Source organism: Agrobacterium sp. 6Ca8 (genome assembly GCF_055382765.1).
In genome coordinates, this window is sequence record NZ_AP026433.1 from 40,973 (window position 1) to 66,257 (window position 25,285).

25 protein-coding genes and 1 tRNA gene are annotated in these 25,285 nt (G+C 59.5%); 13 read left to right on the top strand and 13 right to left on the bottom strand.

Going from position 1 to position 25,285, the window contains the following annotated elements:
- Position 1: 1 nt before the first annotated feature.
- Both ACZ5A6_RS00200 and ACZ5A6_RS00205 read right to left on the bottom strand, forming a co-directional pair.
- A complete protein-coding gene (locus tag ACZ5A6_RS00200; RefSeq protein ID WP_464110966.1) occupies positions 2-901 on the bottom strand; it encodes a ribokinase in 900 nt (299 codons plus the stop codon).
- 53 nt (positions 902-954) lie between these two features.
- A complete protein-coding gene (locus ACZ5A6_RS00205; protein WP_041694298.1) occupies positions 955-2,148 on the bottom strand; it encodes a DNA recombination protein RmuC in 1,194 nt (397 codons plus the stop codon).
- Positions 2,149-2,296: 148 nt separating this feature from the next.
- Between ACZ5A6_RS00205 and def the strand changes: the two genes are divergently transcribed.
- Genes def through truA form a run of 3 tightly spaced genes read left to right on the top strand, consistent with a single transcriptional unit; the run spans position 2,297 to position 4,592 of the window.
- Positions 2,297-2,809: a peptide deformylase gene (gene def / locus ACZ5A6_RS00210; RefSeq protein ID WP_065703749.1), complete on the top strand. Its 513-nt coding sequence runs from the start codon at positions 2,297-2,299 to the stop codon at positions 2,807-2,809.
- A gap of 47 nt (positions 2,810-2,856) precedes the next feature.
- Complete coding sequence (fmt, locus tag ACZ5A6_RS00215; protein WP_111782847.1) at positions 2,857-3,792, top strand: methionyl-tRNA formyltransferase; 936 nt, start codon at positions 2,857-2,859, stop codon at positions 3,790-3,792.
- Positions 3,792-4,592 carry a tRNA pseudouridine(38-40) synthase TruA gene (gene truA, locus ACZ5A6_RS00220; RefSeq protein WP_003514816.1) on the top strand — a complete coding sequence of 267 codons (801 nt, stop codon included), beginning with the start codon at positions 3,792-3,794 and terminating at the stop codon, positions 4,590-4,592. Before fmt ends, truA begins: the two co-directional genes overlap by 1 nt.
- Before the next feature lie 15 nt (positions 4,593-4,607).
- On the opposite strand, the gene ACZ5A6_RS00225 is transcribed toward truA, so the two are convergent.
- The 3 genes from ACZ5A6_RS00225 to dapD are packed head-to-tail and all read right to left on the bottom strand — an operon-like array spanning position 4,608 to position 7,253.
- Positions 4,608-5,204, bottom strand: coding sequence for a hypothetical protein (locus tag ACZ5A6_RS00225; RefSeq protein WP_065661437.1), 597 nt, complete (start codon positions 5,202-5,204; stop codon positions 4,608-4,610).
- Positions 5,188-6,384 (bottom strand): succinyl-diaminopimelate desuccinylase, encoded by a 1,197-nt coding sequence (gene dapE / locus ACZ5A6_RS00230; protein WP_113555574.1) that lies wholly within the window; start codon positions 6,382-6,384, stop codon positions 5,188-5,190. Before dapE ends, ACZ5A6_RS00225 begins: the two co-directional genes overlap by 17 nt.
- 14 nt (positions 6,385-6,398) lie before the next feature.
- Positions 6,399-7,253, bottom strand: coding sequence for a 2,3,4,5-tetrahydropyridine-2,6-dicarboxylate N-succinyltransferase (gene dapD / locus ACZ5A6_RS00235; protein ID WP_003514821.1), 855 nt, complete (start codon positions 7,251-7,253; stop codon positions 6,399-6,401).
- Positions 7,254-7,397: 144 nt separating this feature from the next.
- On the opposite strand from dapD, the gene ACZ5A6_RS00240 reads away from it, so the two are divergent.
- Positions 7,398-8,258: an LOG family protein gene (locus tag ACZ5A6_RS00240; RefSeq protein WP_034501844.1), complete on the top strand. Its 861-nt coding sequence runs from the start codon at positions 7,398-7,400 to the stop codon at positions 8,256-8,258.
- Positions 8,259-8,424: 166 nt separating this feature from the next.
- Entirely contained in the window at positions 8,425-10,770 is a 2,346-nt protein-coding gene (locus ACZ5A6_RS00245) for a methyl-accepting chemotaxis protein (protein WP_026330650.1), read from the top strand.
- Between the two features lie 70 nt (positions 10,771-10,840).
- Here the strand turns inward: ACZ5A6_RS00245 and ACZ5A6_RS00250 are convergent, their stop codons facing one another.
- Positions 10,841-11,785, bottom strand: coding sequence for a nucleoside hydrolase (locus ACZ5A6_RS00250; RefSeq protein WP_174060678.1), 945 nt, complete (start codon positions 11,783-11,785; stop codon positions 10,841-10,843).
- A 212-nt stretch (positions 11,786-11,997) separates the two neighbouring features.
- On the opposite strand from ACZ5A6_RS00250, the gene ACZ5A6_RS00255 reads away from it, so the two are divergent.
- Positions 11,998-12,423, top strand: a complete 426-nt coding sequence (locus ACZ5A6_RS00255; RefSeq protein ID WP_013635387.1) for an Hsp20 family protein — start codon at positions 11,998-12,000, stop codon at positions 12,421-12,423.
- Positions 12,424-12,479: 56 nt separating this feature from the next.
- Positions 12,480-12,737, top strand: a complete 258-nt coding sequence (locus ACZ5A6_RS00260) for a BQ00720 family protein (RefSeq protein WP_003493591.1) — start codon at positions 12,480-12,482, stop codon at positions 12,735-12,737.
- A gap of 43 nt (positions 12,738-12,780) precedes the next feature.
- On the opposite strand, the gene ACZ5A6_RS00265 is transcribed toward ACZ5A6_RS00260, so the two are convergent.
- A complete protein-coding gene (locus tag ACZ5A6_RS00265) occupies positions 12,781-13,377 on the bottom strand; it encodes an EF-hand domain-containing protein (RefSeq protein WP_113291250.1) in 597 nt (198 codons plus the stop codon).
- Between the two features lie 122 nt (positions 13,378-13,499).
- Positions 13,500-14,213, bottom strand: a complete 714-nt coding sequence (locus ACZ5A6_RS00270) for a pyrimidine 5'-nucleotidase (protein ID WP_174060679.1) — start codon at positions 14,211-14,213, stop codon at positions 13,500-13,502.
- A 106-nt stretch (positions 14,214-14,319) separates the two neighbouring features.
- On the opposite strand from ACZ5A6_RS00270, the gene ACZ5A6_RS00275 reads away from it, so the two are divergent.
- Positions 14,320-15,237, top strand: a complete 918-nt coding sequence (locus tag ACZ5A6_RS00275; protein ID WP_035252051.1) for a DMT family transporter — start codon at positions 14,320-14,322, stop codon at positions 15,235-15,237.
- Between the two features lie 48 nt (positions 15,238-15,285).
- Here ACZ5A6_RS00275 and argB read toward each other — a convergent pair whose 3' ends face one another.
- Positions 15,286-16,170 (bottom strand): acetylglutamate kinase, encoded by an 885-nt coding sequence (argB, locus tag ACZ5A6_RS00280; RefSeq protein WP_003514834.1) that lies wholly within the window; start codon positions 16,168-16,170, stop codon positions 15,286-15,288.
- Positions 16,171-16,530: 360 nt separating this feature from the next.
- Here argB and ACZ5A6_RS00285 point away from each other — a divergent pair, with 360 nt between their 5' ends.
- A complete protein-coding gene (locus ACZ5A6_RS00285) occupies positions 16,531-16,908 on the top strand; it encodes a hypothetical protein (RefSeq protein ID WP_003514836.1) in 378 nt (125 codons plus the stop codon).
- A gap of 13 nt (positions 16,909-16,921) precedes the next feature.
- Here ACZ5A6_RS00285 and yihA read toward each other — a convergent pair whose 3' ends face one another.
- From yihA to rpmH, 4 genes are read right to left on the bottom strand one after another with little or no spacing between them, the layout of a single operon-like run.
- The gene (gene yihA, locus ACZ5A6_RS00290; protein ID WP_003514838.1) at positions 16,922-17,575 is read right to left on the bottom strand and encodes a ribosome biogenesis GTP-binding protein YihA/YsxC; all 654 of its coding nucleotides are present in this window, start codon (positions 17,573-17,575) and stop codon (positions 16,922-16,924) included.
- Entirely contained in the window at positions 17,572-19,371 is a 1,800-nt protein-coding gene (yidC, locus tag ACZ5A6_RS00295) for a membrane protein insertase YidC (protein WP_174060680.1), read from the bottom strand. Before yidC ends, yihA begins: the two co-directional genes overlap by 4 nt.
- Positions 19,371-19,754 (bottom strand): ribonuclease P protein component, encoded by a 384-nt coding sequence (gene rnpA, locus ACZ5A6_RS00300; RefSeq protein WP_174060681.1) that lies wholly within the window; start codon positions 19,752-19,754, stop codon positions 19,371-19,373. Before rnpA ends, yidC begins: the two co-directional genes overlap by 1 nt.
- A 36-nt stretch (positions 19,755-19,790) precedes the next feature.
- Positions 19,791-19,928 (bottom strand): 50S ribosomal protein L34, encoded by a 138-nt coding sequence (gene rpmH / locus ACZ5A6_RS00305; protein ID WP_013635393.1) that lies wholly within the window; start codon positions 19,926-19,928, stop codon positions 19,791-19,793.
- 348 nt (positions 19,929-20,276) lie between these two features.
- On the opposite strand from rpmH, the gene ACZ5A6_RS00310 reads away from it, so the two are divergent.
- From ACZ5A6_RS00310 to ACZ5A6_RS00325, 4 genes are all read left to right on the top strand, one after another.
- Positions 20,277-22,304 carry a methyl-accepting chemotaxis protein gene (locus ACZ5A6_RS00310; RefSeq protein ID WP_174060682.1) on the top strand — a complete coding sequence of 676 codons (2,028 nt, stop codon included), beginning with the start codon at positions 20,277-20,279 and terminating at the stop codon, positions 22,302-22,304.
- Positions 22,305-22,559: 255 nt separating this feature from the next.
- Positions 22,560-23,978 (top strand): sensor histidine kinase, encoded by a 1,419-nt coding sequence (locus ACZ5A6_RS00315; protein ID WP_174060716.1) that lies wholly within the window; start codon positions 22,560-22,562, stop codon positions 23,976-23,978.
- Positions 23,979-24,195: 217 nt separating this feature from the next.
- Positions 24,196-24,272: transfer RNA gene (locus tag ACZ5A6_RS00320), tRNA-Arg, on the top strand.
- A 174-nt stretch (positions 24,273-24,446) separates the two neighbouring features.
- Positions 24,447-25,259, top strand: coding sequence for a class I SAM-dependent methyltransferase (locus ACZ5A6_RS00325; RefSeq protein WP_112675046.1), 813 nt, complete (start codon positions 24,447-24,449; stop codon positions 25,257-25,259).
- The last annotated feature ends 26 nt before the right edge of the window (positions 25,260-25,285 follow it).

Below are 25,285 nucleotides of genomic sequence, written 5' to 3' on the forward strand. Positions count from 1 at the left end.
GTCAGATATTCGCGTCCACTTCGGCAGCAACCGGAATGGAAGGCTGGGCGCCGGCGCGGGTGCAGGCGAGCGAGCCTGCGACTGCGGCGCGCTTCAGCGCCTTTTCGAAATCCATACCCTGATCGAGGCTGGCGGCGAGATAACCGCAGAATGTATCGCCAGCGCCAACAGTATCGACCGGCTCGATCTTGAGACCGGACGCCTTGAAGACCTTGCCGTTGCGAATGGCGATCACGCCATCAGCACCAAGCGTCACGATCAATGTCTGGCCGGTCTGCTCATGCAGGGATTTGAGTTCATTTTCCCGTTCGGAGGCTGAAAGTCCGTTTTTGCCGATCAGCAGTTCGAACTCGGTTTCATTGGCGATGACGATATCGGCAAGGCTGGCAAGGCGCGGTCCGTCCGCGGTCAGCGGCGCGGTGTTGATGATAGTGGTGATGCGTTTAGCCTTCGCGGCCGTCAGTGCTGCTTCGATTGAGGGTGCGGGCACCTCGAACTGAAGCATCAGAATATCGCCCGCTGCCATCTCCGCCACGGCTCTTGCGGCGTCGGATGCGGAAACTTCGCCATTGGCGGCGGGAATGACCGAGATCATGTTCTCCCCGCCTTCACCGATCAGGATTACGGCGGTTCCCGTGGGGCCGGGCGCGGTCTTGACGAGCGACAGATCGGTGCCGGCATCGCGCAGCAATGTCAGCGCTGGCGCGGCAAAGGTGTCATCACCCGTAGCGCCCGCCATTTTGACCGTTGCACCTGCGCGCCGTGCGGCAAGCGCCTGATTGGCTCCCTTTCCGCCGGCCGCCGTGGAAAAGGTCTCTCCCGTCACGGTTTCACCGGGTTTGGGCAGGCGTTTGGCGGTGGCGACGAGATCCATGTGGATGGAGCCGAAAACAGTAATCATCAGGGCATGTCCGTATGAAATTCAAAGCAAGGCGGTGACTTTGCCCGAGGGGATCACTCGTCGTCAACCACCCGCAACTTGGCCGTTCCTGCCCTGTTCTCTGCAAAGCGTCGCGCCTGCTCGATTTCGCTATGGGAGGTCTCCTTTTCCGTCGGCGAAAAATCGAGGCCCTCGATCTTCTGGCCACGCGCCAGCACCTTGTCGGAGGAAATTAGCATCATGTCGACATCTTTCTGCGCCAGCCCGAAATGGGCCTGCAGCTTGCGCGTCCGGTCGTCCAGCCGCCGCACGTCATCCATGAGAAGCGCGACTTCACCCTGAATGAGGTGCGCCTGCTCGCGCATGCGCTGGTCCTTCAGCACCGACTGGATAACCTGCACCGACAGCATCAAAAGCGATGGCGAGACAATGACGACACGGGCGCGATGGGCACGCTGCACGAGATATTCGAAATGCTGGTGAATATCGGCGAAGATCGATTCCGACGGCACGAAGATGAAGGCCGTATCCTGCGTTTCGCCGCGTATCAGATATTTCTCCGCCACGTCGCGAATATGCACTTCCATATCGCGGCGGAACTGCTGGGTCGCAGCCCGTTTGCCCTCGGGCGTTTCATCCGCCTTCAGCGCATTCCACGCCTCCAGCGGAAACTTGGCGTCGATGACGAGAGACGGGGCGTTGTTCGGCATCCTGATGATGCAGTCCGGTCGGTAGCCATTCGAAAGCGTGGGCTGAAGCTGAAAGGCCCCGGCGGGAAGCGCATCGGCGATCAGCGCTTCCATGCGCGCCTGCCCGAAAGCGCCGCGCGTCTGCTTGTTGGAGAGGATCGCCTGAAGCCCGACCACGTCCTTTGCCAGATCCTGAATATTGCCCTGCGCGGCATCGATAACCGCAAGCCGCTCCTGCAGGCGGCTTAGATTCTCGTGCGTCGACCGGGTCTGCTCGGTCAGCGTCTCGCCCAGCCGCTGCGACATGCCGTCGAGGCGCTGGTTGATCGTCTGGCCCATCTCGCTCTGGCGTGTGCCGAGCGTCTCGGCCATCGCCGCGATCCGGCCGTGCAGTTCCGACTGGGTTTTCAACAGATCGGAAATTTCACCATCGGCTTCCGCTTTTTTCCCACGACTTTTCGTGACCATCCAGAAAGCGGAAAGGCCGAAAACGAGAGCCGCAAGAAGCCCGCCGAAGCTGATGTCGACGGAGCCGGCCCGCATGGCGGGATCGAGGAGAAAAGAGAAATCGATACTCATGGCTAAATCTACCAGATTTCCAGTGATTCGTAAGATCAAAACAAGAACATTCATGCGGCGGAATTGAGTCGGGCAAAACCGGACGAAGGTCTCATTTCGACCGCGTATTTTTTATTTCCTCCGCGCAAGAGATACGTTATGGGAAGCCATGACTATCAAACCGCTTATCATTTTGCCCGATCCCGTGCTGCGCCAGCAATCAAGGCCCATCGAACAGGTGGATGCCGAAGTGTTGCGCCTTGCCGACGACATGCTCGAAACCATGTATGATGCGCCGGGTATCGGCCTTGCCGCCATTCAGGTGGGCGTGCCGCGCCGCATGCTGGTGATCGACGTTTCGCGCGAGGATGAGGAGAAAAAGCCGGTCGTCTTCATCAATCCGGAAATCCTCAGAGTGTCGGACGACGTCTCGGCCTATGAGGAAGGGTGTCTCTCCATTCCCGATTATTATGCCGAGGTAGAGCGTCCCGCATCCCTGACAGTGCGATATGTCGATCGTGACGGCAAGCAGCAGACGGTCGATGCGGACGGACTTCTGGCGACGTGTCTGCAGCATGAGATCGACCACCTGAACGGCATTCTGTTCATCGACCATATTTCGCGGCTGAAGCGAGAAATGGTCATCAAGAAATTCACCAAAGCAGCCCGCGCTAAGGTCTGATTCGTCTTAAATATGTAGACGGACCGGCATAGAGGGCAGGGGGCGATATGGCTCTTCGCATCATTTTCATGGGCACGCCGGATTTTTCCGTTCCCACGCTGCGTGCATTGGTGGACGCTGGTCACGAGCTCGTTGCCGTTTATACGCAGCCGCCGCGTCCAGGCGGTCGCCGTGGCCTCGATCTGCAGAAATCGCCGGTGCATCAGGCCGCCGAACTGCTGGGTCTGCCCGTGCTGACGCCGGTGAATTTCAAGGCCGAGGAGGACCGGCAGCATTTCAGGGAATTCAACGCCGATGTCGCTGTTGTCGTTGCCTATGGGCTGCTATTGCCCGAGGCAATCCTGAGCGGTACGCGTCTTGGCTGCTATAACGGCCACGCCTCGTTGCTGCCGCGCTGGCGCGGCGCTGCTCCCATTCAGCGGGCGATCATGGCTGGCGATGCCGAGACGGGCATGATGGTCATGAAAATGGAAAAGGGGCTCGATACCGGCCCGGTGGCGCTGACCGCCAAGGTCACGATCGGTGAGAATACCACGGCAGGTGAATTGCACGACAGCCTGATGCTGACAGGCGCGCGGCTGATGCGGCAGGCGATGGACAAGCTGGAAGCAGACGATCTTCCTCTCGTTGCGCAGCCGGAAGAAGGCGTCGTTTATGCCTCGAAAATCGACAAGGGCGAGACCCGGATTAATTTTTCCCGGCCGGCACAGGACGTCCATAACCATATCCGCGGCCTTTCGCCTTTCCCCGGCGCCTGGCTGGAAATGGAAATCGGCGGTAAGGCCGAGCGCGTGAAGGTTCTGGCGTCAGAACTGGCGAGCGGTATGGGCGAAGCGGGCGCTGTGCTCGATGACGCCCTGACCATCGCCTGCGGCAGTGGCGCGGTGCGGCTTACCCGTTTGCAGAAGGCGGGTGGCAAGCCGCTGTCGGCTGCCGATTTCGTTCGTGGCACACCCGTTCCCGCCAGAACGAGGCTCGGCTGATGCCGCGTTTCCGCATGACCGTCGAATATGACGGTACGCCTTACTTCGGCTGGCAGAGACAGGATAACGGCCCTTCGGTTCAGGGCGCGCTTGAAGCTGCCGTCCGGTCGCTGACCGGCGAAACCGTTTCTATTCGCGGCGCTGGCCGCACCGATTCCGGCGTGCATGCCGTGGGACAGGTAGCCCATGTCGATCTTTCCCGCGATTGGGCTCCGTATAAGCTTCGCAATGCTCTCAACGCCCATCTGGCCATGGCGAAAGAGGCCGTCTCGGTTGTCGACGTAACGGCGGTGACCGAGGATTTCGACGCGCGCTTCTCCGCGCTTCGCCGCCATTATCTGTACCGCATCATTTGCCGGAAAGCGCGGCTGGCACTCGAGCACAAGCGCGCATGGTGGGTATCGAAAGATCTGGACCACGAACACATGCATGAAGCTGCACAGATGCTCGTCGGCCGGCACGATTTTACCACTTTCCGCTCGGTTCATTGTCAGGCGAGCAGCCCGGTCAGAACGCTCGACCGGCTGGATGTGACGCGCAATGGCGATCTTATCGAGATACGCGCCACCGCGCAGAGCTTTCTCCACAACCAGATACGCTCTTTTGCCGGAACGCTGAAAATGGCCGGTGAAGGCAGCATGACACCGGAAGACGTGCGCGCGGCACTGGAAGCACGGGATCGCAAAGCCTGCGGCCCAGTCGCGCCGCCGGATGGTCTCTATTTCATGCAAGTCGATTATCCCGATGTCATTCCGCCGCGGGTCTATTCAAAGGTCGAGACGGTCGAAGACACGGACTGAAGTCCGTCTCGTTTCTCAGGCCGGATAAACGCCGAGAAAACGCTGCAGCGCCTCGGACAGAAGCATGCCCGGCACCAGCAGGGTCATGACGATCGCCGAGACAAGCAACGACTGGTCGCGGATGAAGAAGCGCACGATCCGCGAAAAGGCGAAGACCAGCGACAGCAGCAGTGCCAGCCAGAGGATGGCGATCAGCCCCTGCAAGGGCGGCAGAAAAAACGCGATCAGGATCAGAACCGCATAGGCATAGGAAAATGGCAGCGACAGCCAGTTCATGGTGGTGACGAGGGGGGCGAATTTTTCCCGCGCGCCGAAAGCGAACAGCAGCATGCCGATCAACAGCAGCGGCACGATCCAGCAGATGGCTTCGACCATGGCCAAGCGGAAAAAGTAGATTAGTCCCGTTTTGGTTCCAGGCGGACAACTGGCAAGGAAGGCGTTACGTAGCCACAGCCAGGACACCAGCATGGCGGGCAGGCACCAGAGAGCGGAATAGAAGGATCGCCACATGCCGCGTTCGGACAGATCCAGATAACGCGCGCCGGTATGGTCGCCGAGCAGCAGCAGCCAGAGGCCTTTCAGATAGAGCCTTACTTCACTTGCCGTCGGCATGGGAGAACCAGCGTTCGATGAAGGTCTCGTAGATGCGTGTCAGCGTCTCCAGATCGGCGACTTCCACGCGCTCATCGACCATATGCATGGTCTGCCCGACGAGGCCGAATTCCACGACGGGGCAATAATCCTTGATGAAACGCGCATCCGACGTGCCGCCGGTGGTCGAAAGCTTGGGCTCCTTGCCTGTCACGGCTTCCACGGCGCCGGAAAGCGATGAGATGAGCGCATTGTTCCGGGTCAGGAAAACATGGGCCGGACGGTCCGCCCAGACGATCTCATATTTGACCGGGCTGCGGTCGGGACGAAGTTCTCCCTCGGCAGCGGCGGCATCGAGGCGGCGGATGATTTCCGCCCGCAGGCTCTCCACCGTCCAGCTGTCATTGAAACGGATGTTGAACGACGCCGTCGCCCGCGCCGGAATGACATTTGTGGCGGCGTTGCCGGTGTCGATGGTCGTCACTTCCAGATTGGACGGCTGGAAGTCGTCCGTACCGTGATCGAAGGGCGGATGCATCAGCGCGTGGGTCAGTTGCAGCAGCCCGCGAATGGGGTTGTCGGCCAGATGCGGATATGCGGCATGACCCTGCACGCCATGCACGGTGATGCGGCCCGAAATCGATCCCCGGCGGCCGATCTTGATCATGTCGCCCAGCTGGTCGGGGTTGGTCGGTTCACCCACCACGCAGGCATCCCATGTCTCGCCTTTGGCGGCGGCCCATTCCAGCAACTTGGAGGTGCCGTTGATCGAGGGGCCCTCCTCGTCACCGGTGATCAGGAAAGAAACGGAACCTTTCGGTTTTCCGTGTTTCTCGATGTAGCGGGCGATGGCAGCAACGAAACAGGCAATGCCGCCCTTCATGTCCACCGCACCACGGCCGAACATTTCGCCGCCGGCAATTTCAGCGGCAAAGGGCGGATGGCTCCATGCCGCCTCGTCGCCCACCGGAACGACATCGGTATGGCCCGCAAACATCAGGTGCGGACCTTCCGTACCAAGCCGGGCGTAGAGGTTTTCCACGTCAGGCGTTCCCGCTTCCGTCGCCACCATCTTTTCCACCGCAAAGCCAAGCGGTGAAAGCAGGGTGTCTAGCAGCGATAGCGCGCCACCTTCGGCGGGCGTCACCGAAGGGCAACGGATGAGGGCGGCGAGATTTGCAACGGGATCGGTCGTGGTCATGGTATCAGCTTTTATCAGTCGCGCAGAAGCTCGTTGATGCCTGTCTTGGAGCGGGTCTTTTCATCGACGCGCTTGACGATGACGGCGCAATAAAGGCTCGGGCCCGGCTCGCCGTTCGGGAACGGCTTGCCCGGCATGGTGCCGGCAACGACGACGGAATAGGGTGGCACTTCGCCATAGGTGATCTCGCCGGTGGCGCGATCGACGATCTTGGTCGACTTGCCGATGAAGACGCCCATGCCGAGAACGGCGCCTTCGCGCACGATGCAGCCTTCTACGACTTCCGAACGGGCACCGATGAAGCAATTGTCCTCGATGATGGTCGGGCCGGCCTGAAGCGGCTCCAGAACGCCGCCGATGCCAACGCCGCCGGACAGATGCACGTTCTTGCCGATCTGTGCGCAGGAGCCGACCGTCGCCCAGGTGTCGACCATCGTGCCTTCATCGACATAGGCGCCGAGATTGACGAAGGAGGGCATCAGCACCACGTTCTTGGCCACATAGGCCGAGCGGCGCACGACGGCGTTAGGCACTGCGCGGAAGCCCGCAGCGCGGAACTGGTTTTCACCCCAGTTCTCGAACTTCGACGGCACCTTGTCCCACCAGGTGGATTCACCGGGGCCGCCGGTGACGATTTCCATGTCGTTCAGACGGAAGGAGAGGAGCACGGCCTTTTTCAGCCATTGGTTCACTTTCCAGTTCCCGTCCGCCTGCTTTTCGGCGACGCGGACCTTGCCGCTGTCGAGAAGTTGAAGAGATGTGTTCACCGCGTCGCGAACCTCGCCCTTTGTCGATACGTTCACACCGTCACGGTTGTCGAAGGCTGTTTCGATGGTGGTTTCGAGGGAGGTGAGATCCGGAAGGCTCATGGAAAATTCCTTGAATGTCGCGTGTGTTCGTGGCCACGGATGGTCCCGCGCCGCTGGAAGGCTCTGGTCATTTGATCTAAGGGAGTGTTGGAAAGGCGTCAATGTGATTTGGGTGATTTGGCGCACCAGACGAAAGGCTTGGAAATGACACGACTGAAAAACGGCAAATTGCGGCGCAAGGATGGGGTGTGGGACCCGTTGAAGCGTAGCTCTGCGGACAAGCAGCAGGCCGATGTCATTCCCAAAACACCGCAGTCGGATTCCCCATCCTACCGGCTTGCCTACGCGGATATGGATTTTCTCTGCCGCGAGGAGTTGCGCCCCGTCAGGCTTCAACTCGAACTTCTGAAGACGGAAATGGCGCTGACCGAGCGGGGCATCAAGTCCACCGTCGTCATGTTCGGCGGCGCGCGCATTCCCGAGCCCGGCGGCGAGGCTTGGGCGGCCCGCAACGAGACGCAGAAACGCAATCTGGAGCAATCCTCGGTTTATTACGAGGAGGCGCGCAAGTTCGCCCGGCTCTGCACCGACTACGGCGCGAAATCGGACCATCTGGAATATGTCGTGGTCACCGGCGGTGGTCCCGGCGTCATGGAAGCAGGCAATCGCGGCGCAGCCGATGTCGGAGGCCCGTCCATCGGCCTCAACATCGTTCTGCCGCATGAGCAGGCGCCCAACCCCTATGTCACGCCGGAGCTGAGCTTCAACTTCCACTATTTCGCCATCCGCAAGATGCATTTCCTGATGCGGGCCAAGGCCGTGGTGATCTTCCCCGGCGGTTTCGGCACGCTCGATGAACTGTTCGAGACGCTGACGCTGATCCAGACGAAGCGCATGGCGCCCATCCCGCTCATTCTCTTCGGGGAGAAATTCTGGCGCTCCGTCGTCAATTTCGAATTCCTCGCGGACTTCGGAACAATTGCACCCGAAGATATGGAGCTGCTACATTTCGCCGAAACCGCCGACGATGCATGGAACATCGTATCCGCCTATTACGAGCACTGATTTCGGCTCGATGCGACGGGGGAATTTTAGGGGTTAATTAGCAAAGATATTCTAATTTCCCCTCGTCGCGTTGCAGCGCACTGCCCCCAGCGGGCGGGCCTCCATGACGGAGATTTCTCATCCGTTGACGCCAGCCTTTTCGGCCGGCGATTTGATCGAGGCCAAAATGTTCAATTTCAAAGTGAAGTCGCTTGCGACCAAGCTGATCCTTGTAACCGGCTGTGCAATCACCACGGTCCTTGTCGCATCGAATTCCTTCCTCATTTCCCAGACCAGCGACCGTGTCCATTCGCTGACCATGGATCAGGCGAACACCGAGGCACGCGCCATCGCCAACGTCATCGCCGCCGATGTCGGTGAACTCGGTAGCGCTGCCCGCTCCATGGCCGGTATCATCGGCCGTGCGCACCAGGCGAAATCGATGGACCGCCCCGGCATCGTCAACATCCTCAAGGCCAATGTCGAGCAGAATGCTTTCGCTTTCGGAAGTTGGTTCTGTGAGCAGCTGGGCCTTTTCGACGGACAGACCACCGAGATCGCCAACAGGCTCGATCTCGGCACCAATGCAACGGGTGCATTTGCCCCCTACTGGTCGAAGACCCAGAAAGGCGACATCCAGTTTTCGACCTTCAAGAACGACTATGCGGCGGAGTGGTATTCGCTCGCTGCCAAATCCGGCAAGGGCGCCATTACCCAGCCCTATCTGGCCGAAGGCACGGAAGTGCCCACCACAATGACCTCGCTTGCCTATCCCGTCATGTCTGATGGTAAGATGATTGGTGTGGCGGGGGTCGATATCTCGCTGGCAGCTCTGTCGCAGAAGCTGCAGGCGCTGCATCCTTTCGAAACCGGCCGTGTGACACTCATTTCGCAGGGCGGCCAATGGCTGGTACCGCCGACGCCCGAGCAGAACATGAAGGCCTATGACGGAGAGGGTGCAAGCACCGTTCAGGCGGCGATCACATCCGGCAAGCAGGGCCTGATCGAAAATCTCGGCCTTGATACCGACGCGCCCTATAACCGCCTTGTCTATCCGTTTGCGGTTCCGGGCCTCAATGCCACCTGGGTGGTTCTGGTGGATATCCCGCATCAGGCGTTGAACGCGCCGGTGCAGGAGCAGACTTATCTGATGATCCTCGGGGCGATCGTCATTCTTGCGGCGGTTATTGCCGCGCTTTATTTCTCCGTCCGCTATTTCGTCCGCAATCCGCTCGCCTCGCTGGTCTCCGATGTGAAAACACTGAGCGACGGTCGTTACGATGTGCCGGTTTCCGGACAGGACCGCAGGGATGAGACGGGCGCGGTGGCAACGGCTCTGGAAGGCTTCCGTGCGAAGCTTGCCGGTATCCGCGAAATGGAAGCGGATGCCGCCGTGCAGCGTGGCAATGCGGAAACGGAGCGCCAAAGGTCCGAATCCGAGCGCAATGAGAACAGCCGGATGCAGCAACATATCGTGAGCGTACTCGGCGCGGGTCTCAATGCGCTCTCGCAGGGCAATCTGACCTATCGCATCGAGGACCAGTTCCCCGGTGAATATGCAAAGCTGCGCAACGACTTCAACTCGGCGCTCGCCAGCCTCGAGGAAACCGTTTCCACCGTCAACGGAACCGTTGCCAGCATCGGCAACGGCACCGGCGAGATCACCCGCGCTGCGAGCGATCTCTCCCACCGCACGGAACAGCAGGCTGCAAGCCTGGAAGAAACCGCTGCCGCCCTCAACCAGCTGACTGCGCAGGTCAATTCCAGTGCGGAAAACGCAGCGCAGGCGGCGACAGCTGTCAGCAATGCCTGCGACGACGCCGGCAAGTCGGGCGAGGTCGTGCAGCAGGCCGTCAGTTCCATGGAAGGCATCGCTCAATCCTCGGCGGAAATCTCCCGCATCATCGGGGTAATCGACGAAATCGCTTTCCAGACCAACCTTCTGGCGCTGAATGCCGGTGTGGAAGCTGCCCGTGCGGGCGAGGCTGGCAAGGGTTTTGCCGTCGTCGCGCAGGAAGTACGTGAACTGGCGCAACGTTCCGCGACGGCTGCGAAGGAGATCAAAGGTCTGATCAACACCTCCGCAAGGCAGGTGGGCGAGGGCGTCCAGCTGGTCGGCAAGGCCGGCGAGACGATGAGAAAGATTGCCGATCAGGTTCTGCAGATCAACCAGCTGATACGGCAGATTTCGGCCTCCGCCAGCGAGCAGGCGGTCGGTCTCAAGGAAATCAATTCCGCCGTCACCCAGATGGATCAGGTCACCCAGCAGAATGCGGCCATGGTGGAAGAAACAACGGCGGCAAGCGTGACGCTGAACAGCGAGGCGGAAACGTTGAAATCGCTCGTTGCCGGCTTCTCCGTATCCGGCGGTCATTCCAGCCAGTCGAGCCAGCAATTGCGCGCCACCGCGGCGGCAATGCGTGCGCCTGTCGCCCCGTCACAGGCATCGGGCCGCTCGGCTGCGACCCAACGTTCGCGCCCAAGAACCAGCGGCGCAAACGCGCTGGCACAGGACGACTGGACCGAGTTCTGAGAATATCCCGTGGTTCCAAATGAAAGGGCCGCTGGTCATGCCAGCGGCCCTTTTCATGTCTGCGTTCCCATCAGAGGCGGGCGAAACGTTCCGTCAGCAATTCGAAAAAGCCGTCCGCATCCACATTTCGCATCACGCGGGCGTTGACCGGGCGCTCGGTCACCCGCCACCAATCCACCACCGTCATGCCCATGGTCAGTTCGGAATTGACCTCGATTTCGACATTGCAATCGCGGCCCTGAAACAGCTCGGGCTTGAGGAGATAGGCGATGACGCTTGGATCGTGCAGGGGGCCGCCGTCCGAACCGTATTTCTCGATGTCGAAACGCTCGAAGAATTCCAGCATTTCCGCCATGGCGATTGCCGGGCGTGTGCCTATATCGCGAATGCGGCTGACACGCGCCTTGGTGGTCAGCAACTGGTGGGTTACGTCAAGCGGCATTACGACGATGGGCACGCCGGAACGGAAGACGATATCGGCAGCCTGCGGATCGACATAGATGTTGAATTCCGCAGCCGGTGTGATGTTGCCGCCTTCAAAGAAGCCGCCACCCATCATCACAAGTTCCTTGACGCGGCCTGCAATCTCGGGGGCCTTCTGCAAAGCCAGCGCCACATTGGTCAGCGCGCCGAGCGTGCAGAGCGTCACGGTGCCCGCAGGCTCCCGCAGCAGCGTTTCGATCATGAAATCGACGGCGTGCTGCTTTTGTGCCTCCATCGTCGGCTCGTCGAGAACCGGGCCATCAAGGCCGGTGCTGCCGTGAACATGCTCGGCAGTGATGGGCTTTCGCACCAGTGGCCGCTCGGCACCCTCATAGACGGGAATATCGGTGCGGTCGCACAATTCGCAGATGATGCGGATGTTGCGGCTGGTCAGTTTCAGCGGAACATTGCCGGCGACGGCGCACAGACCGAGAATTTCAATTTCTTCCGGGCTTGCGAAAGCCAGCATGATCGCTGCCGCGTCGTCCTGACCTGGATCCGTGTCTATGATGATTTTTCTGCGTTCTGCCATGTCTTGCCCGCCGTTGAGATAAGGCGCTTTTTTCGAGCGGCGGACGCTCACTTGTCAAGTCTCATTCCTCGGCGTGCCCGCCTTTGCCTTGTGGCCCCGCCTTGCGCATCGTGGTTTTGCTTCCCATATTGCGTAGAGCCGGTAAGATTGACCGGCAGGGTTGCCGGAAGCGGGACCGCGAAACGTCGCTTGGTTGCAAGGACAGAGACGATATGAGCCGCATGACGCCATTCACCCACCCGCTTTTGCTGGGTTTTGATGCCATGGAAAAAACGCTGGAGCGTATGGCGAAGGCCAATGATGGCTACCCTCCATACAACATCGAGCGCCTGCCCGGCGGTGAAGACGTGCCGGAACGCCTGCGTATCACGATTGCAGTCGCCGGTTTTTCGCAGGACGATCTGGATGTGACGACGGCCGACAATCAGCTCGTCATTCGCGGTCGCCAGCAGGAGCAGGAAAAGCGAGATTTTCTCTACCGGGGTATCGCTGCCCGGCAATTCCAGCGGGTCTTCGTGCTTGCAGACGGCATGCAGGTGAGGGACGCGCGCCTGCGCAACGGCCTTCTTGCCATCGATCTGGTGAAGCCCGAAATTTCAAACGTGGTAAAGAAAATTAATATTTCCGTCTCAGAGTAGAACGTGAACGCCGGAATCCGACACGAATCGCTCGGCGTGAAGAAGGAGGCTGAAATATGCTTTTAAAAGAAGCGCATGCGCGTCTCACCCGGTCCCAGCTCGCTCATATCGGCGAGGGAGAAGTGGGCTATATCCGTAAAATCCGCGCGGAAGACGTAAGCCGCTGTTTCCCGGAAGCGCCTGATCTCGATCCGCAACTCGATCTCTGGGCCCTGTTTGGCGCGGATGGCACGCCGATCCTCCTGACAGACAATCGTTCCAGCACGTTTTTCAAGGCTGCCGAAGACGATCTGAAAACCGTCAGCCTGCATTGAAAGGAAAAAAGCCCGCCGATTGAGCGGGCTTTTTCTTATGTGATTAAAGGAACGGGCGGTCTGGCATATCATCGATAGAGATGACGCCGTCCTTGTTCCTGTCCAGCCGTTCGAACATTTTTTCGCCGGCTGCGGTGAATTCGGCCTTGCTGACCTGGCCGTTTTCATCGGTGTCGGCCATGCGCATCATCGCGAACGCCCCACCCTTGCCGCCATGCTTGCCCCAGCCCTGACGACCGCCATGTTCGCGTTCGGCGCGCTTGCCCTCAGGTCCCTTGCCTTCGCCCGCTTTGGCGTTAGCAGCCTCTGGGCGCGGATGAGCCGCACGGAACGCCTCCATTTTGGCCTGGCGGTATTCACGCATTTCCTTTGGCGTGATCGAACCGTCCTTGTCCTTGTCGATCTCGGCAAAAAGTGCGTCCTGACGTGCGGCGAACTCTTCCTTGGTAATCTTGCCGTCCTTGTTGGTGTCGGCCACCTTCAGCAGCTGAACAAACGCCAGTTCCGGGCGGAACGGCATGCGCTCGCCGTGGCCTTTGCCGTGCGCTGGCGGGGCCGCAAAGCTGGCTGTAGCGGCCGAGCCGAGCAAGAGGGCTGCGCCAAGAGCAGAGAGTGCGATCTTTCGTGTAGACATCGTCATTACCTTCCGTTGGTGTCCCTGAGGAGGAAGATAGTGGCGCAGGTGGCAGTTCACTACTTAAACATCCGTAAGGTGCATGAAGCTTCGGTAATGTCGTCTGCGCTCGATTTCGATGTTGCCGGTCAGCGGGTGATCGTTTTGGTCAGGAAACCGGTCAGATCGTCAGTGATGTAGTCGATATGCTCATCCGTCGCGGCGGGGATCTCCCAGCGCTCCATGATCACGCCTTCGAGGTTCGAAGGAACGAGCAGCACGGTCTTCATGCCAAGTGCCTTGGGTGCCGCGAGATTGCGCGGCAGGTCCTCGAACATGGCGGCTTTTCTGGTGTCGAGCTTCGCAAGTGCGGCAAACTTCTCATAGGTCGCACTGGCCGGTTTTGGCAGATAGTCCGCGGCGACGATATCGAAAATATCCTCGAAATGGTCGAGAATGCCGAGCGCGCCCGCCGCTGCCTGTGCATGCTTGACGCTGCCATTGGTGAGGATGAACTTGCGGCCCGGCAACGCCTTGATTGCCTCGCCGAGCTCCGGATGCGGGCTCAGCGCGGAATAGTCGATGGCATGCGCGCGCTCCAGAAACTCGTCCGGGCTGATGCCGTAGTGGATCATCAGGCCCTGAAGCGTGGTGCCATGTTCGTGGTAATAGCGCTTCTGAAGTGCGCGAGCCTCGTCGGGCTCGAGCTTTAAAAGCTCCGCAACATAGGCCGTCATGTTACGATCGATCTGGGAAAACAGATTGACGTGATGCGGATAGAGCGTGTTGTCGAGGTCGAAGACCCATTCGCTGACGTGGGCGAAATCGGCGGCATCGGGCAGGTTTTTCGGCTTTGTGTCCATGGGCAGCTTTATGCCCGTTTCGTATGCCGAAGAAAATCGAAAAGACGACGACAGACGGGAAAATCGGGCTTGGCTGCGGCCTCCAGCGCATGATACCGCCAAGATCATGGAACTCTGGATAGGCATAACCTTCGCAAGCGCGTTCTTGCAGAACCTGCGCTCGACCCTGCAAAAACACCTGAAGGGCATGATGGGCACCACGGGCGCAACTTTCGTGCGCTTCGTTTTTGGAATGCCCTTCGCTCTTGCCTATCTCGGTTTTCTGCATGGTGTACTTGGCCGACCGCTGCCGGTGCCGAACATGTCATTCGCCGTCTGGGCGATGGTCGGGGCCATGGCGCAGATCGCCGCCACTTTCCTGTTGGTGCACCTCTTTTCCTTCCGCAACTTCGCGGTTGGCACGGCCTATTCCCGAACTGAGCCGGCGCAGGCGGCATTGTTTGCACTGATTTTCGTTGGCGAAAGCGTCAATGGCGGCACTCTTGCGGCCATCGCTATTTCGGTGGCCGGCGTCATGCTGATTTCGGTCGCGCGCACGGAAGTGACCCCTGCCTCCATTCTCACCTCCATCTTCAGCCGGACGGCGGGCATCGGCCTCGCCTCGGGGGCTTTTTTCGGCCTGTCGTCTGTCGCTTACCGTTCGGCCTCGCTGGCGCTAGCACCCAGCCTGCCAGCACCGGATGCGGTGATGCAGGCCGGCTTTACCCTCGTCGTTGTCATCGTGACTCAGACCTTGGCGATGTTCTTGTGGATCGTATGGCGGGAGAGGGACGAATTGCGGCGGATCGCGAAGGCATGGAAACCGTCGCTTGCGGTCGGTTTCGTGGGGGCCACGGCGTCATTCGGCTGGTTCACGGCGATGACGTTGCAGCAGGCGGCTGTGGTCAAGGCGCTGGCGCAGGTGGAGATGCTCTTCGCCTTCGCCTCGACCGTGCTCTTCTTCAAGGAAAAGATCAACCGGCTGGAACTCTCGGGCTGCCTGCTGATCGTGCTGGGCGTGCTGTCGCTTCTGATATTCGGCTGAAAGTGTTGTCGTGGCGGACAGGCATTCCCGTCCGCCACATGAACCGTATCAGGGCACGATGAGCGTGCCCGCGCCTTCCGTGAAGATTTCCAGAAGAACGGAATGGGCGGTCTTGCCGTTGAGGATCACCACGCCCTGAACGCCGGCCTTGATGGCCTCGATGCAGGTCTCGACCTTCGGGATCATCCCACCGGAAATCGTGCCGTCCTTGATCAGCGCACGCGCCTGGGAGACCGTCAGTTCCTTGATGAGTTCCTTGTTCTTGTCGAGAACACCAGGCACGTCCGTGAGGAACAGGAGGCGGGTGGCGTTGAGCGCACCGGCGATTGCGCCGGCAAAGGTGTCGGCATTGATGTTGTAGGTGGCGCCATCGCGACCGGGAGCGACGGGAGCGATGACCGGGATCATCTCCGACTTGGCAAGCAGGTCGAGCAGGGTGCGGTCGACCTCGACGACTTCACCGACAAAACCAAGATCGAGAACGCGCTCGATATTGCTGTCGGGATCGACGACGGTCTTTTTCGCCTTTTCGGCGAAGACCATGTTGCCGTCCTTGCCGCACAGGCCAATGGCCCATTCGCCCGTCTGGTTGATGAGCGCGACGATCTCCTTGTTGATCGAGCCGGCCAGAACCATTTCGACGATCTCGACTGTCTTAGCATCGGTAACGCGCAAGCCGCTTTCGAACTTCGATTCAATGCCCATCTTCGTCAGCATCGCGCCGATCTGCGGGCCGCCGCCGTGCACGACGATGGGGTTTATACCGGACTGCTTCAACAGGGCGATATCTTCCGCAAAAGCCTTTCCAAGTGTGGAGTCGCCCATGGCATGACCGCCATATTTCACCACGATGGTCTTGTTCTCATATTTCTGCATAAAGGGCAGAGCCTGTGCGAGCAGCCGCGCCTGAGTCTCGCTTTCGGAAGCAGTCATGGAAAAACCTCGGTCTGTGGTTGCGGCCCTTGAGAGCCTTTCATCGCTCTACAGCATCGGCGCAAAAATCGGAATCGATTTTTGCGGTGCAGGATGCGCGGATTCGGCATGTCGATGCGTTTGCAAGGACAGGTGAATACGCGGGGTGAACGAATGAAGTAACCTCCGGGCCATATTGTGTCGGCGCATAGTAAAATTCCGCTTTCGGGCGGCCTGCGGCGCGTAATAAGATTGACATAAAGCACCAATCGGACCAGCCTTGTGGCGAGCAGGGGAGGGGTTATTCAGCAGGGCGACGGAGGATCGTTGCGCATCGCAAAAAACGATGCTGGCCTGAACGACCGAGGAGTTTGAAAACATATGACCGTACCGGATCGAGACAAGCAAAGCGGTTTGCGGGACGAAGTACTCGCTGGCGAATATGTGCTGGGTGCCTTGCCACCGGAAAGCATGGCGGAGCTTGCAAAACGCGTCAAACGCGACCGCCAGTTTGCGGCCATGGTCAGGCGCTGGCGGGACAATCTGGCGGAAACCGAATATCGCGAAAGAGCGGGCGTTGCAGCCCTGCTTGACAGGGATCCGCTTCGCTCCGGTCTGCCATTCAAGGGCCAGCCGCTTCGCAATGGCAGCATATTCGCCGCAATGCTTCTGGAGGTGTGGAATTCCGTGCGTTTCTGGCGGCTTCTGGCATTGACGGCGATGCTGTGGACCGCCGTCTTGCTTTTCACCATCGCCTGAAGGCGATGGTCTTTTAGAGCGAGACCGTTCGTACGATCTCGGCGCGCAGGCTATCCAGCCCGAAGGATTTTTCCGACGAGGTAGCGAGAACTTCCGGATAGGCGGCGGGACGCTTGCGGATTTTCTCCAGCGTTTCACTTATCAGCCGGGGAACGCCAACGTCCTTGATCTTGTCCGTCTTCGTCAGCACGACCTGATAGGACACGGCCGCCTTGTCGAGCAGGCCAAGAACCTCCTCGTCGTTCTTTTTTATTCCGTGGCGGGAATCGATCAGCACGTACACGCGCTTCAGCGTCGCACGTCCACGCAGGTAATCGAAGACGAGCTTCGTCCAGGCATCGACATGGTCCTTCGGCGCCTGCGCATAGCCGTAACCCGGCATATCGACCAGCGCCATCGGCGGCAGGTCGCCCGGCTCACCGGAATAACCCTCAGGAACGAAGTAGTTCAGTTCCTGCGTGCGTCCGGGTGTGTTGGAGGTGCGGGCAAGGCCTTTGTGGCCCACCAGCGCATTGATGAGCGAAGACTTGCCGACATTCGAACGTCCGGCGAAGGCAATCTCCGGCGGGCCTTCGGGCGGCAGGAATTTCATCGCGGGAACGCCGCGAATGAATATCCAGGGTCGCCCGAAGAGGGGCTTTTCGGTTGCCGGGCCGGTTTCACTCATTTCGATTGCACCGGCTTTCGCTTGAATAGCCCTTTGAGATTATCGAACAGTTCGATCTTGGCACCGTGACGCTTCATGATGAGGGCCTGCTGCGAGATCGACAGCGTGTTGTTCCATGCCCAGTAGATAACCAGACCGGCGGGGAACGAAGCCAGCATGAAGGTGAAGATCAGCGGCATCCAGGTGAAGATCATCGCCTGTGTCGGATCGGGTGGGGTCGGGTTCATGCGCATCTGCAGGAACATCGTGATGCCCATGACGAGCGGCCAGACGCCGATCATCAGGAAGTGCGGCACGTCGTAGGGCAGAAGGCCGAACAGGTTGAAAAGCGAGGTCGGATCTGGCGCGGAAAGGTCGTGAATCCAGCCGAAGAACGGTGCATGCCGCATTTCGATGGTGACGTAGATGACCTTGTAGAGCGCGAAGAAGACCGGAATCTGCAGCAGCATCGGCCAGCAGCCGGCAACCGGATTGATCTTCTCTTCCTTGTAGAGCTGCATCATCGCCTGCTGCATGGCCATGCGGTCATCGCCATGCTTGGCCTTCAGCTCTTCCATCTTCGGCTGCATGCGCTTCATGTTCGCCATGGATGCATATTGCTTGCTGGCGAGCGGGAAGAAGAGAGCCTTGACGACGATGGTGGTCAGCAGGATGGCCACACCGAAGTTGCCAAAATAACGGAAGAAGAAATCCATCATTTTGAACATCGGCTTGGTGATGAAGTAGAACCAGCCCCAGTCGATCAACAGGTCGAACTTCGGAATGGAATATTCGGTTTCATAGCGGTCAACCAGCGGCACTTCCTTGGCACCGGCGAAGACAAGGCTCTTCAGTTCGATGGACTGGCCGGGTTCGACCGTCATCGTGTCGCTCTTGAAATCGGCCTGGTAGCTCGGCTGATTGCCCTTGATGTGCGAGTAACGCGTTTCGAACGGCGTCATCTGCGGCGGCACAATGGCAGCGGCCCAATATTTGTCGGTGATGCCGAGCCAGCCGCCGGTCGCCTTGGCAATCGTTACCGGGGTTTCTTCGACATCCTTGTATTTTTCTTCCGTCAGGCTGCCGTCTTTGCCCGAGACGCCGAGGAAGCCTTCATGGATGACGAAAACGGGCGGTATTGCCGGCTTGTTGTTGCGCGTCACGCGGCCGTAGGTGGCAAAGGAGACGGGCGCCTGCCCGGGGTTCTCGACCTTGTCGTTGACCGTGATCATGTAATGCTGGTCGATCGAAACGGTACGGGAGAAAACGACGCCATTCTGGTTGGTATACTTCAGTGTAACCGGTGTGGTCTCCGTCAGCTTGTCGCCGCTTGCGAGTGTCCACACGGTCGCAGGACCGGGAACGCTGCCGGCATCGGCACCGCCAACGTAACCGAGTTCGGTGAAGTAGCCGTCCTTGGTGTCGGAAGGCGAAAACAGCGTGATGATCGGGCTCGAGTCATCGACGGTCTCATGGTAGCCCTTGAGCCGGATGTCATCGAAGCGGGCGCCGGTCAGATTGATCGAGCCGGCGATGGCGTTGGTGTCGATGGTCACACGCTGGCTTTTTGCAATCGCCTCTTCACGCGTCGCAGTGGCGGCGGCCTGCGTGGAGGAGGCAGGCGGTGCGCCGTCGACGGTCACGCCGGGTGCGGCACCCGGTGCCGGTTGTTGCTGCGTCGTCTGCTGCTGCGCCTGGCGGGCCTCTTCGGCGCGGCGCTGCTGCTCGATGCGCGGATTCATGTAAAGGAATTGCCAGGCGAGGACGATGACAACCGAAAGGGCTATCGCGATGAAGTAATTGCGGTTCTTTTCCATCATTCTTTCCTGGAGCGGGTGTCCTGGGACCGTTTCGGTTTCGCCGTTCCTTCAATTCGCTCGGTAAGGAGAGACTGAAGTTTCGGGAAGGCCGTCTCGAGCACGTCCCTGCGGGCGACAATCACATAGTCATGGCCGGGCTTCATTGCGAATCCGGCAGAAAGCCTGACGGCTTCCTTGAGACGGCGGCGCATGCGATTTCGCTCGACCGCGTTGCCTTGTCTTTTCGTTACGGTGAAACCGACCCGAGGTTCGGTTTCCGGGGTTTTCCTGTCGAGGACCTCCAGAAGAAAGGTGCCTCCCCGACGCTTTTCCCCCGTCTGCACGGCAAGAAAATCCGACCGGTTTTTAAGCCGGCCGGGCAGTTTTTTTATCTTGCTCATGTGCCCGCGACTTTCATCGGGCCACAGAGACGGCAATTAAGCCGACAGACTTGCGCGGCCGCGCGCACGGCGGGCTGCGAGAACTTTGCGACCGCCGGCAGTAGCCATACGGGCACGGAAACCATGACGACGCTTGCGAACAAGCTTGGATGGCTGGAATGTACGCTTCGACATTTATTTAATACCGCGGTGTGCGGCCCTTCTTGAATTTGCACTATTTGCAAGAGCGTTTCGTTTTTTGCACGGCTAACCCCGCCTGGGCGAGCTTTTAATGGCCGAGCGTGCGCGGCTTATAAGGGCATAGGCCGAGCAAAGTCAATTGCCGAAGGGGTTTTCGCGCTTCACCTTTTGCGGAAGCGCCATGAAATCGGCTTCGCTCACGGGCGCTGCGCGCGCATTCCGATCGCACGATCGGTAAATTCTGAAATTCTTTCTTAAGGCGGCATTGATAAATGTTGTGATGGGAAAAGTTATGCCAGCTTCCCATTTTCCATCGTGCGGCTGGCTTTTGGGGGAACGAAATTGAGAATTCGCGGTCGTATCAATCTTCTTGTCGGGCTTATGAGCCTTGTGGCCTGCACCATCGGCGGCCTGTCCATATATGCGGTCAGCGAGTTTCAGGTGCGCACGGTCGGATACGAAAAGGCAGCGGAGCGCGCCTATAAGGGTGAAGCGCTGAACCGGCTTGTGACTGCGGTCGTCATGGAGGCGCGCGGGGTCTACGCTGCGCCCGATATCGAAAAGGCGGCACCTTTTGCTGACGGCATCGTCAAGAACCTCGACGCCATGGAGAAGCTGATCGCAACCTGGACCCCTCTCGTTCCGGCAGAACAGAAGGCGGCCTTCGACAATCTCTCCAGTCGCTTCAAGGAATTCAAGGCCTTCCGTCTGGAAACGGCGCGGCTTGCCCGCGAGGCCGGCCCGCAGGCCGCCAACCAGCAGGGTAACAACGACGCGAACCGGGCCAACCGCAAAGCCTATCAGGCGGAAATCGATGCTGTCGTGAAGAATGACATCGCCGGGCTTGAAGCCGTCAAGGCGGGCATCGACGGGTTTGTAACGACGACCTTCTGGCTGGTCATCATCGTCACCGGCAGCGGCATATTGGCCGGCGCGGCGTTCGGCCTCTACATCGGAGCGCGGCAGCTGAGCGCGCCCATCCGCAAGGTTTCGGAAGTGATGAATGCCGTTGCGGACGGAAATCTGGATGCGGACGTTCCCTATCTCGGCCGGACCGACGAAATCGGCGAAATGGCAGCGGCAGTCGAAGTCTTCAAGAAGAACGGTCGTGAAGTGCGCCGCATGAATGCGCAGGAAGCCGCCATGCGTGCCAAGAGCGATGATCTGCAGGCCGGTATGGCCGTTGTCGTCGACGCTGCGGCCCAGGGCGATTTCAGCCGCCGCATCAACAAGGATTATGGCGACGAAAACCTCAATCGTTTCGCTGCGACGATCAATGCCCTGCTCACCGGCGTGGACAATGGTGTTTCCGAGACCAGCCGCGTCATCGAAGGTCTGGCGCGGGGCGATCTGACGGAAAAGATGGATGGCGAGTTCCGCGGCGTGTTCGCCGAGCTCCAGACCAATGTCAACGAGACGCTGGCCAAGCTGCGGGAGACGATGCGGGAAGTGCGCAGCAGCACGGAAGGCATCAGCGGCAATGCGAACGAATTGCGTTCGGCGGCCGACGATCTTTCGAAGCGGACGGAACAGCAGGCTGCGGCACTGGAGGAAACCTCCGCCGCCCTCGACGAAATCACCGCCGTCGTTCGCAATTCCACGGATCGGGCTCAGGAAGCCAGCACCATGGTCGCAGAGACCAAGCAGAAGACGGCAGAATCCGCCAATGTCGTGCGCGATGCCGTCTCCGCCATGGATCGGATCGAGCATGCCTCGCGGGAAATCAGCCAGATCATCAATGTCATTGACGAGATCGCCTTTCAGACCAACCTCCTGGCGCTGAACGCCGGCGTTGAGGCCGCGCGTGCGGGTGAGGCGGGCAAGGGCTTCGCTGTCGTCGCACAGGAAGTGCGTGAACTGGCGCAACGCTCTGCGACGGCTGCGAAGGACATCAAGGCGCTGATCACCAAGTCCGGCGAAGAGGTCGGGCGCGGTGTGTCGCTGGTGCAGAGAACCGGCAGCGCGCTGGGCGAGATCGAGACCCGCGTTCTGGCTATCAACGAACATATCCATTCGATCGCCACGGCGGCGCGGGAACAGTCGACCGGCCTGCATGAGGTGAATACCGCCATCAACCAGATGGATCAGGTGACGCAGCGCAATGCCGCAATGGTGGAGGAAACCTCGGCCGCAACCCACAAGCTGAGCGGTGAAGCGGGCCATCTCGTCACGCTGGTGTCGCGCTTCAAGGTCGGCGTAGAGGATGGTCAGATCCGCTCTCGCGCAGAACAGCCGATGCGGCCAGTGGCGGTGTCCGGAAGGGCAGCGGCCGTGGCCTCTCCGGCACGTAAATTGATGAGCAGCGTCAGCCGCGCTCTCAACGCCCAACCAGCCGCTGCTGTGGCGAACGGGGACTGGCAGGAGTTCTAAGCCATTCCGCCTGCGGTTTCGCTTGAGACCGGTTCTAAGTCAAACGCCGCCCTCTCGGGCGGCGTTTTGTTTTTCAGGCGATGGAAACGTTTGTTTTGCAACGCATTTGAAAAATATCTGTTAGGTCCTATTATCGTGCTTGAATATAAACCGAGCCGTTCCACCGAAGCGGCGGCGCGCATACAGGATCAGGGCCCGGTGTTTTCTAAAGGCGTAGACAGCTTGGACGGCACGGAAGACAATCCGGTGCACTGCATGCCGGGATTGACCGGGGGGCTTTCCGGGCGCCTGCTGTTGCTCACCGTTATTTTCGTGATGATTGCCGAAGTGCTGATCTTCGTGCCTTCGGTCGCCAATATGCGTCTTTCATGGCTGCGGGACCGTCTGAACACGGCGGCAGCAGCCGGCGCGGTGATCGATGGCTTGCAGGCCGAATTGCCGCGGAGCGTGCAGAACGACACGCTGATGGCCACCGGGGCGAAGCTGATTGCGCTGCGCAAGGATGGCACATCGCGCCTGCTTGCCGTGGCAGAAACGCCACCTGGGGTCGATGAGCAATATGATCTTTCCGATGTCTCGCAACTGGCAGCGGTGCGGGATGCCTTCTCCACATTGCTGTTTGGTGGCAATCGCGTCATCCGCGTTTTCGATGTGGTCGGAGACAGCGACACCATCATTGAACTCGTGCTGGGTGAAAACAAACTACGGGCGGCGATGCTGGCTTATGCCCGCAATGTTTTCCTGATCTCCATTGTCCTGTCGCTTGTCACCGCCGGTCTCATCTTCGTTTCCATCAACCGCATCATGATCCGGCCCATACGTCGCCTGACGCTCGGCATGCAGCGTTTTTCCGAGGAACCGGGCAATCCCGAGCGGATTTTCGTGCCGGAGGAGGGAAGCGACGAGCTGTCCGTCGCGGGCCGTCACCTGGCCGATATGCAGACGGAGTTGCAGAAAACCCTGCGGCAACAGAAAAACCTCGTGGATCTCGGTCTGGCGGTTTCGAAGATCAACCACGACATGCGCAATATCCTGTCATCCGCACAGCTTATGTCGGACCGGCTGGTGGACGCCAAGGATCCGATGGTCAGGAGCTTTGCGCCGAAACTGCTGCGCACGATCGACCGCGCCGTGGCCTATACAACCGAGGTTCTGGCCTACGGGCAGGCGACGGAGGGCGCGCCGAAACGCAAGACGGTGCAGTTAAGTCTTCTGGTGCGGGATGTGCGTGACATTCTGGCGCTCGATCCGGAAAGCGGCATCGAGTTTCACGATAGCGTGCCGCCCGATCTCACCGTCGATGCGGATGGCGAGCAGCTTTTCCGGGTGATCCACAATCTCTGTCGCAACGCCGTTCAGGCACTGCAATCCGACACGGCGAACGCGGCGCCTCGGCATCTGTCGATTGCAGCCCAGAGGGCCGGCAACGTCGTCAGCATCGTGATAGACGACAACGGGCCGGGAATGCCGCGCAAGGCGAAAGAGAACCTGTTTTCCGCCTTCAGGGGATCGGCCCGCTCCGGCGGCACCGGTCTCGGCCTCGTCATTGCGCGGGAACTTGTGCTTGCCCATGGCGGCACGATAGCGCTTGTCGAAAAACCCGGTCCCGGCACGCAGTTTCGCATCGAGATCGCCGACCGCGCCGCCTCCGTACACGCCGCTCGGACCGCCTGATCACTTCGCCTGAAGAAGGTCCTGCACAATCGCCGCACCTCCCGGAATATGCGCCCCATATGGCCACTCAAAAATGCCCTTGATGGAATTTGTAGTATAATCAATAAGATACATGAATTGCTGCGGAAAAATGACAATTTCGAAACGAAATCGCTTGCAATCGGAATGAGGACGTTTTAGAGGATCGCCACGCCACCGGAAATGACCGGAACGGCACGCACCCGTAGCTCAGCTGGATAGAGCACCAGACTACGAATCTGGGGGTCAGGAGTTCGAATCTCTTCGGGTGCGCCATTTCTCTTCCCACAAAAATACTATGATACTGCCTTTGCCTAAAGCTGTTTGTCGTGTCGATAGAATATCGGCACCGTTGGCATATCCGTAAAACCCACGTGGCCGAACAGATTCCGAATTTCCCGTATATGTGCTAAAGTTCCGGGGTCATCAGCTGACCGCAGGGTGGAAGCCATGTTGGAAACGGACAAGGTTTTTGCCGGCTCTATTCCGGAAAACTACGACCGCTATATGGTGCCGTTGATTTTCGAGCCATTCGCCCGCGATCTGGCACGGCGGGCGGCGGCGTTGACACCGATCAATGTTCTGGAAATCGCCGCAGGTACCGGGGTTGTCACGCGTGAACTGGCACCAGGATTACCGCCCGCGGCAAACTATGTCGTGACAGACCTCAACCAGCCGATGCTTGACTTTGCGGCGTCGCGCCAGGTGCCCGACAATCGCATCCGGTGGCGCCAAGCCGACGCTCAGGCGCTGCCGTTCGAAAATGCTGCTTTCGATCTCGTTATCTGCCAGTTCGGTGCGATGTTTTTTCCCGACCGCCCGTCTGCCTATCGCGAAGCGAAGAGGGTGCTGAAGCCCGGCGGCCATTATTTATTCAACGTATGGGACCGCATCGAGGAGAATCATCTCGCGAATGAGGTGACGAACGCCCTTGCAAGCCTGTTTCCCGACGATCCGCCGCGCTTCATGGTCCGCACCCCGCACGGCTACCACGATACGACATTGATTCGTGGTGAGCTGGAAAGTGCCGGCTTCTCTCGGGTGGTGATCGAGACGATAGCGGCGCAAAGCCGTGCATCGTCACCGCGCATTCCTGCCATCGCCTATTGTCAGGGAACCGTTCTCCGGACCGAAATCGAAGCCAGAGCGCCGGGAAAACTTGAAGCCGCGACGGACTGCGCCGCATCCGCCATTGAAGCGCGCTATGGCAGCGACGAAGTCGTCACCAAAATTCAGGCTCATGTGATTCTTGCAGCCGTTTAGAAACCGGGCCCGCGAGGCTCGCGGAG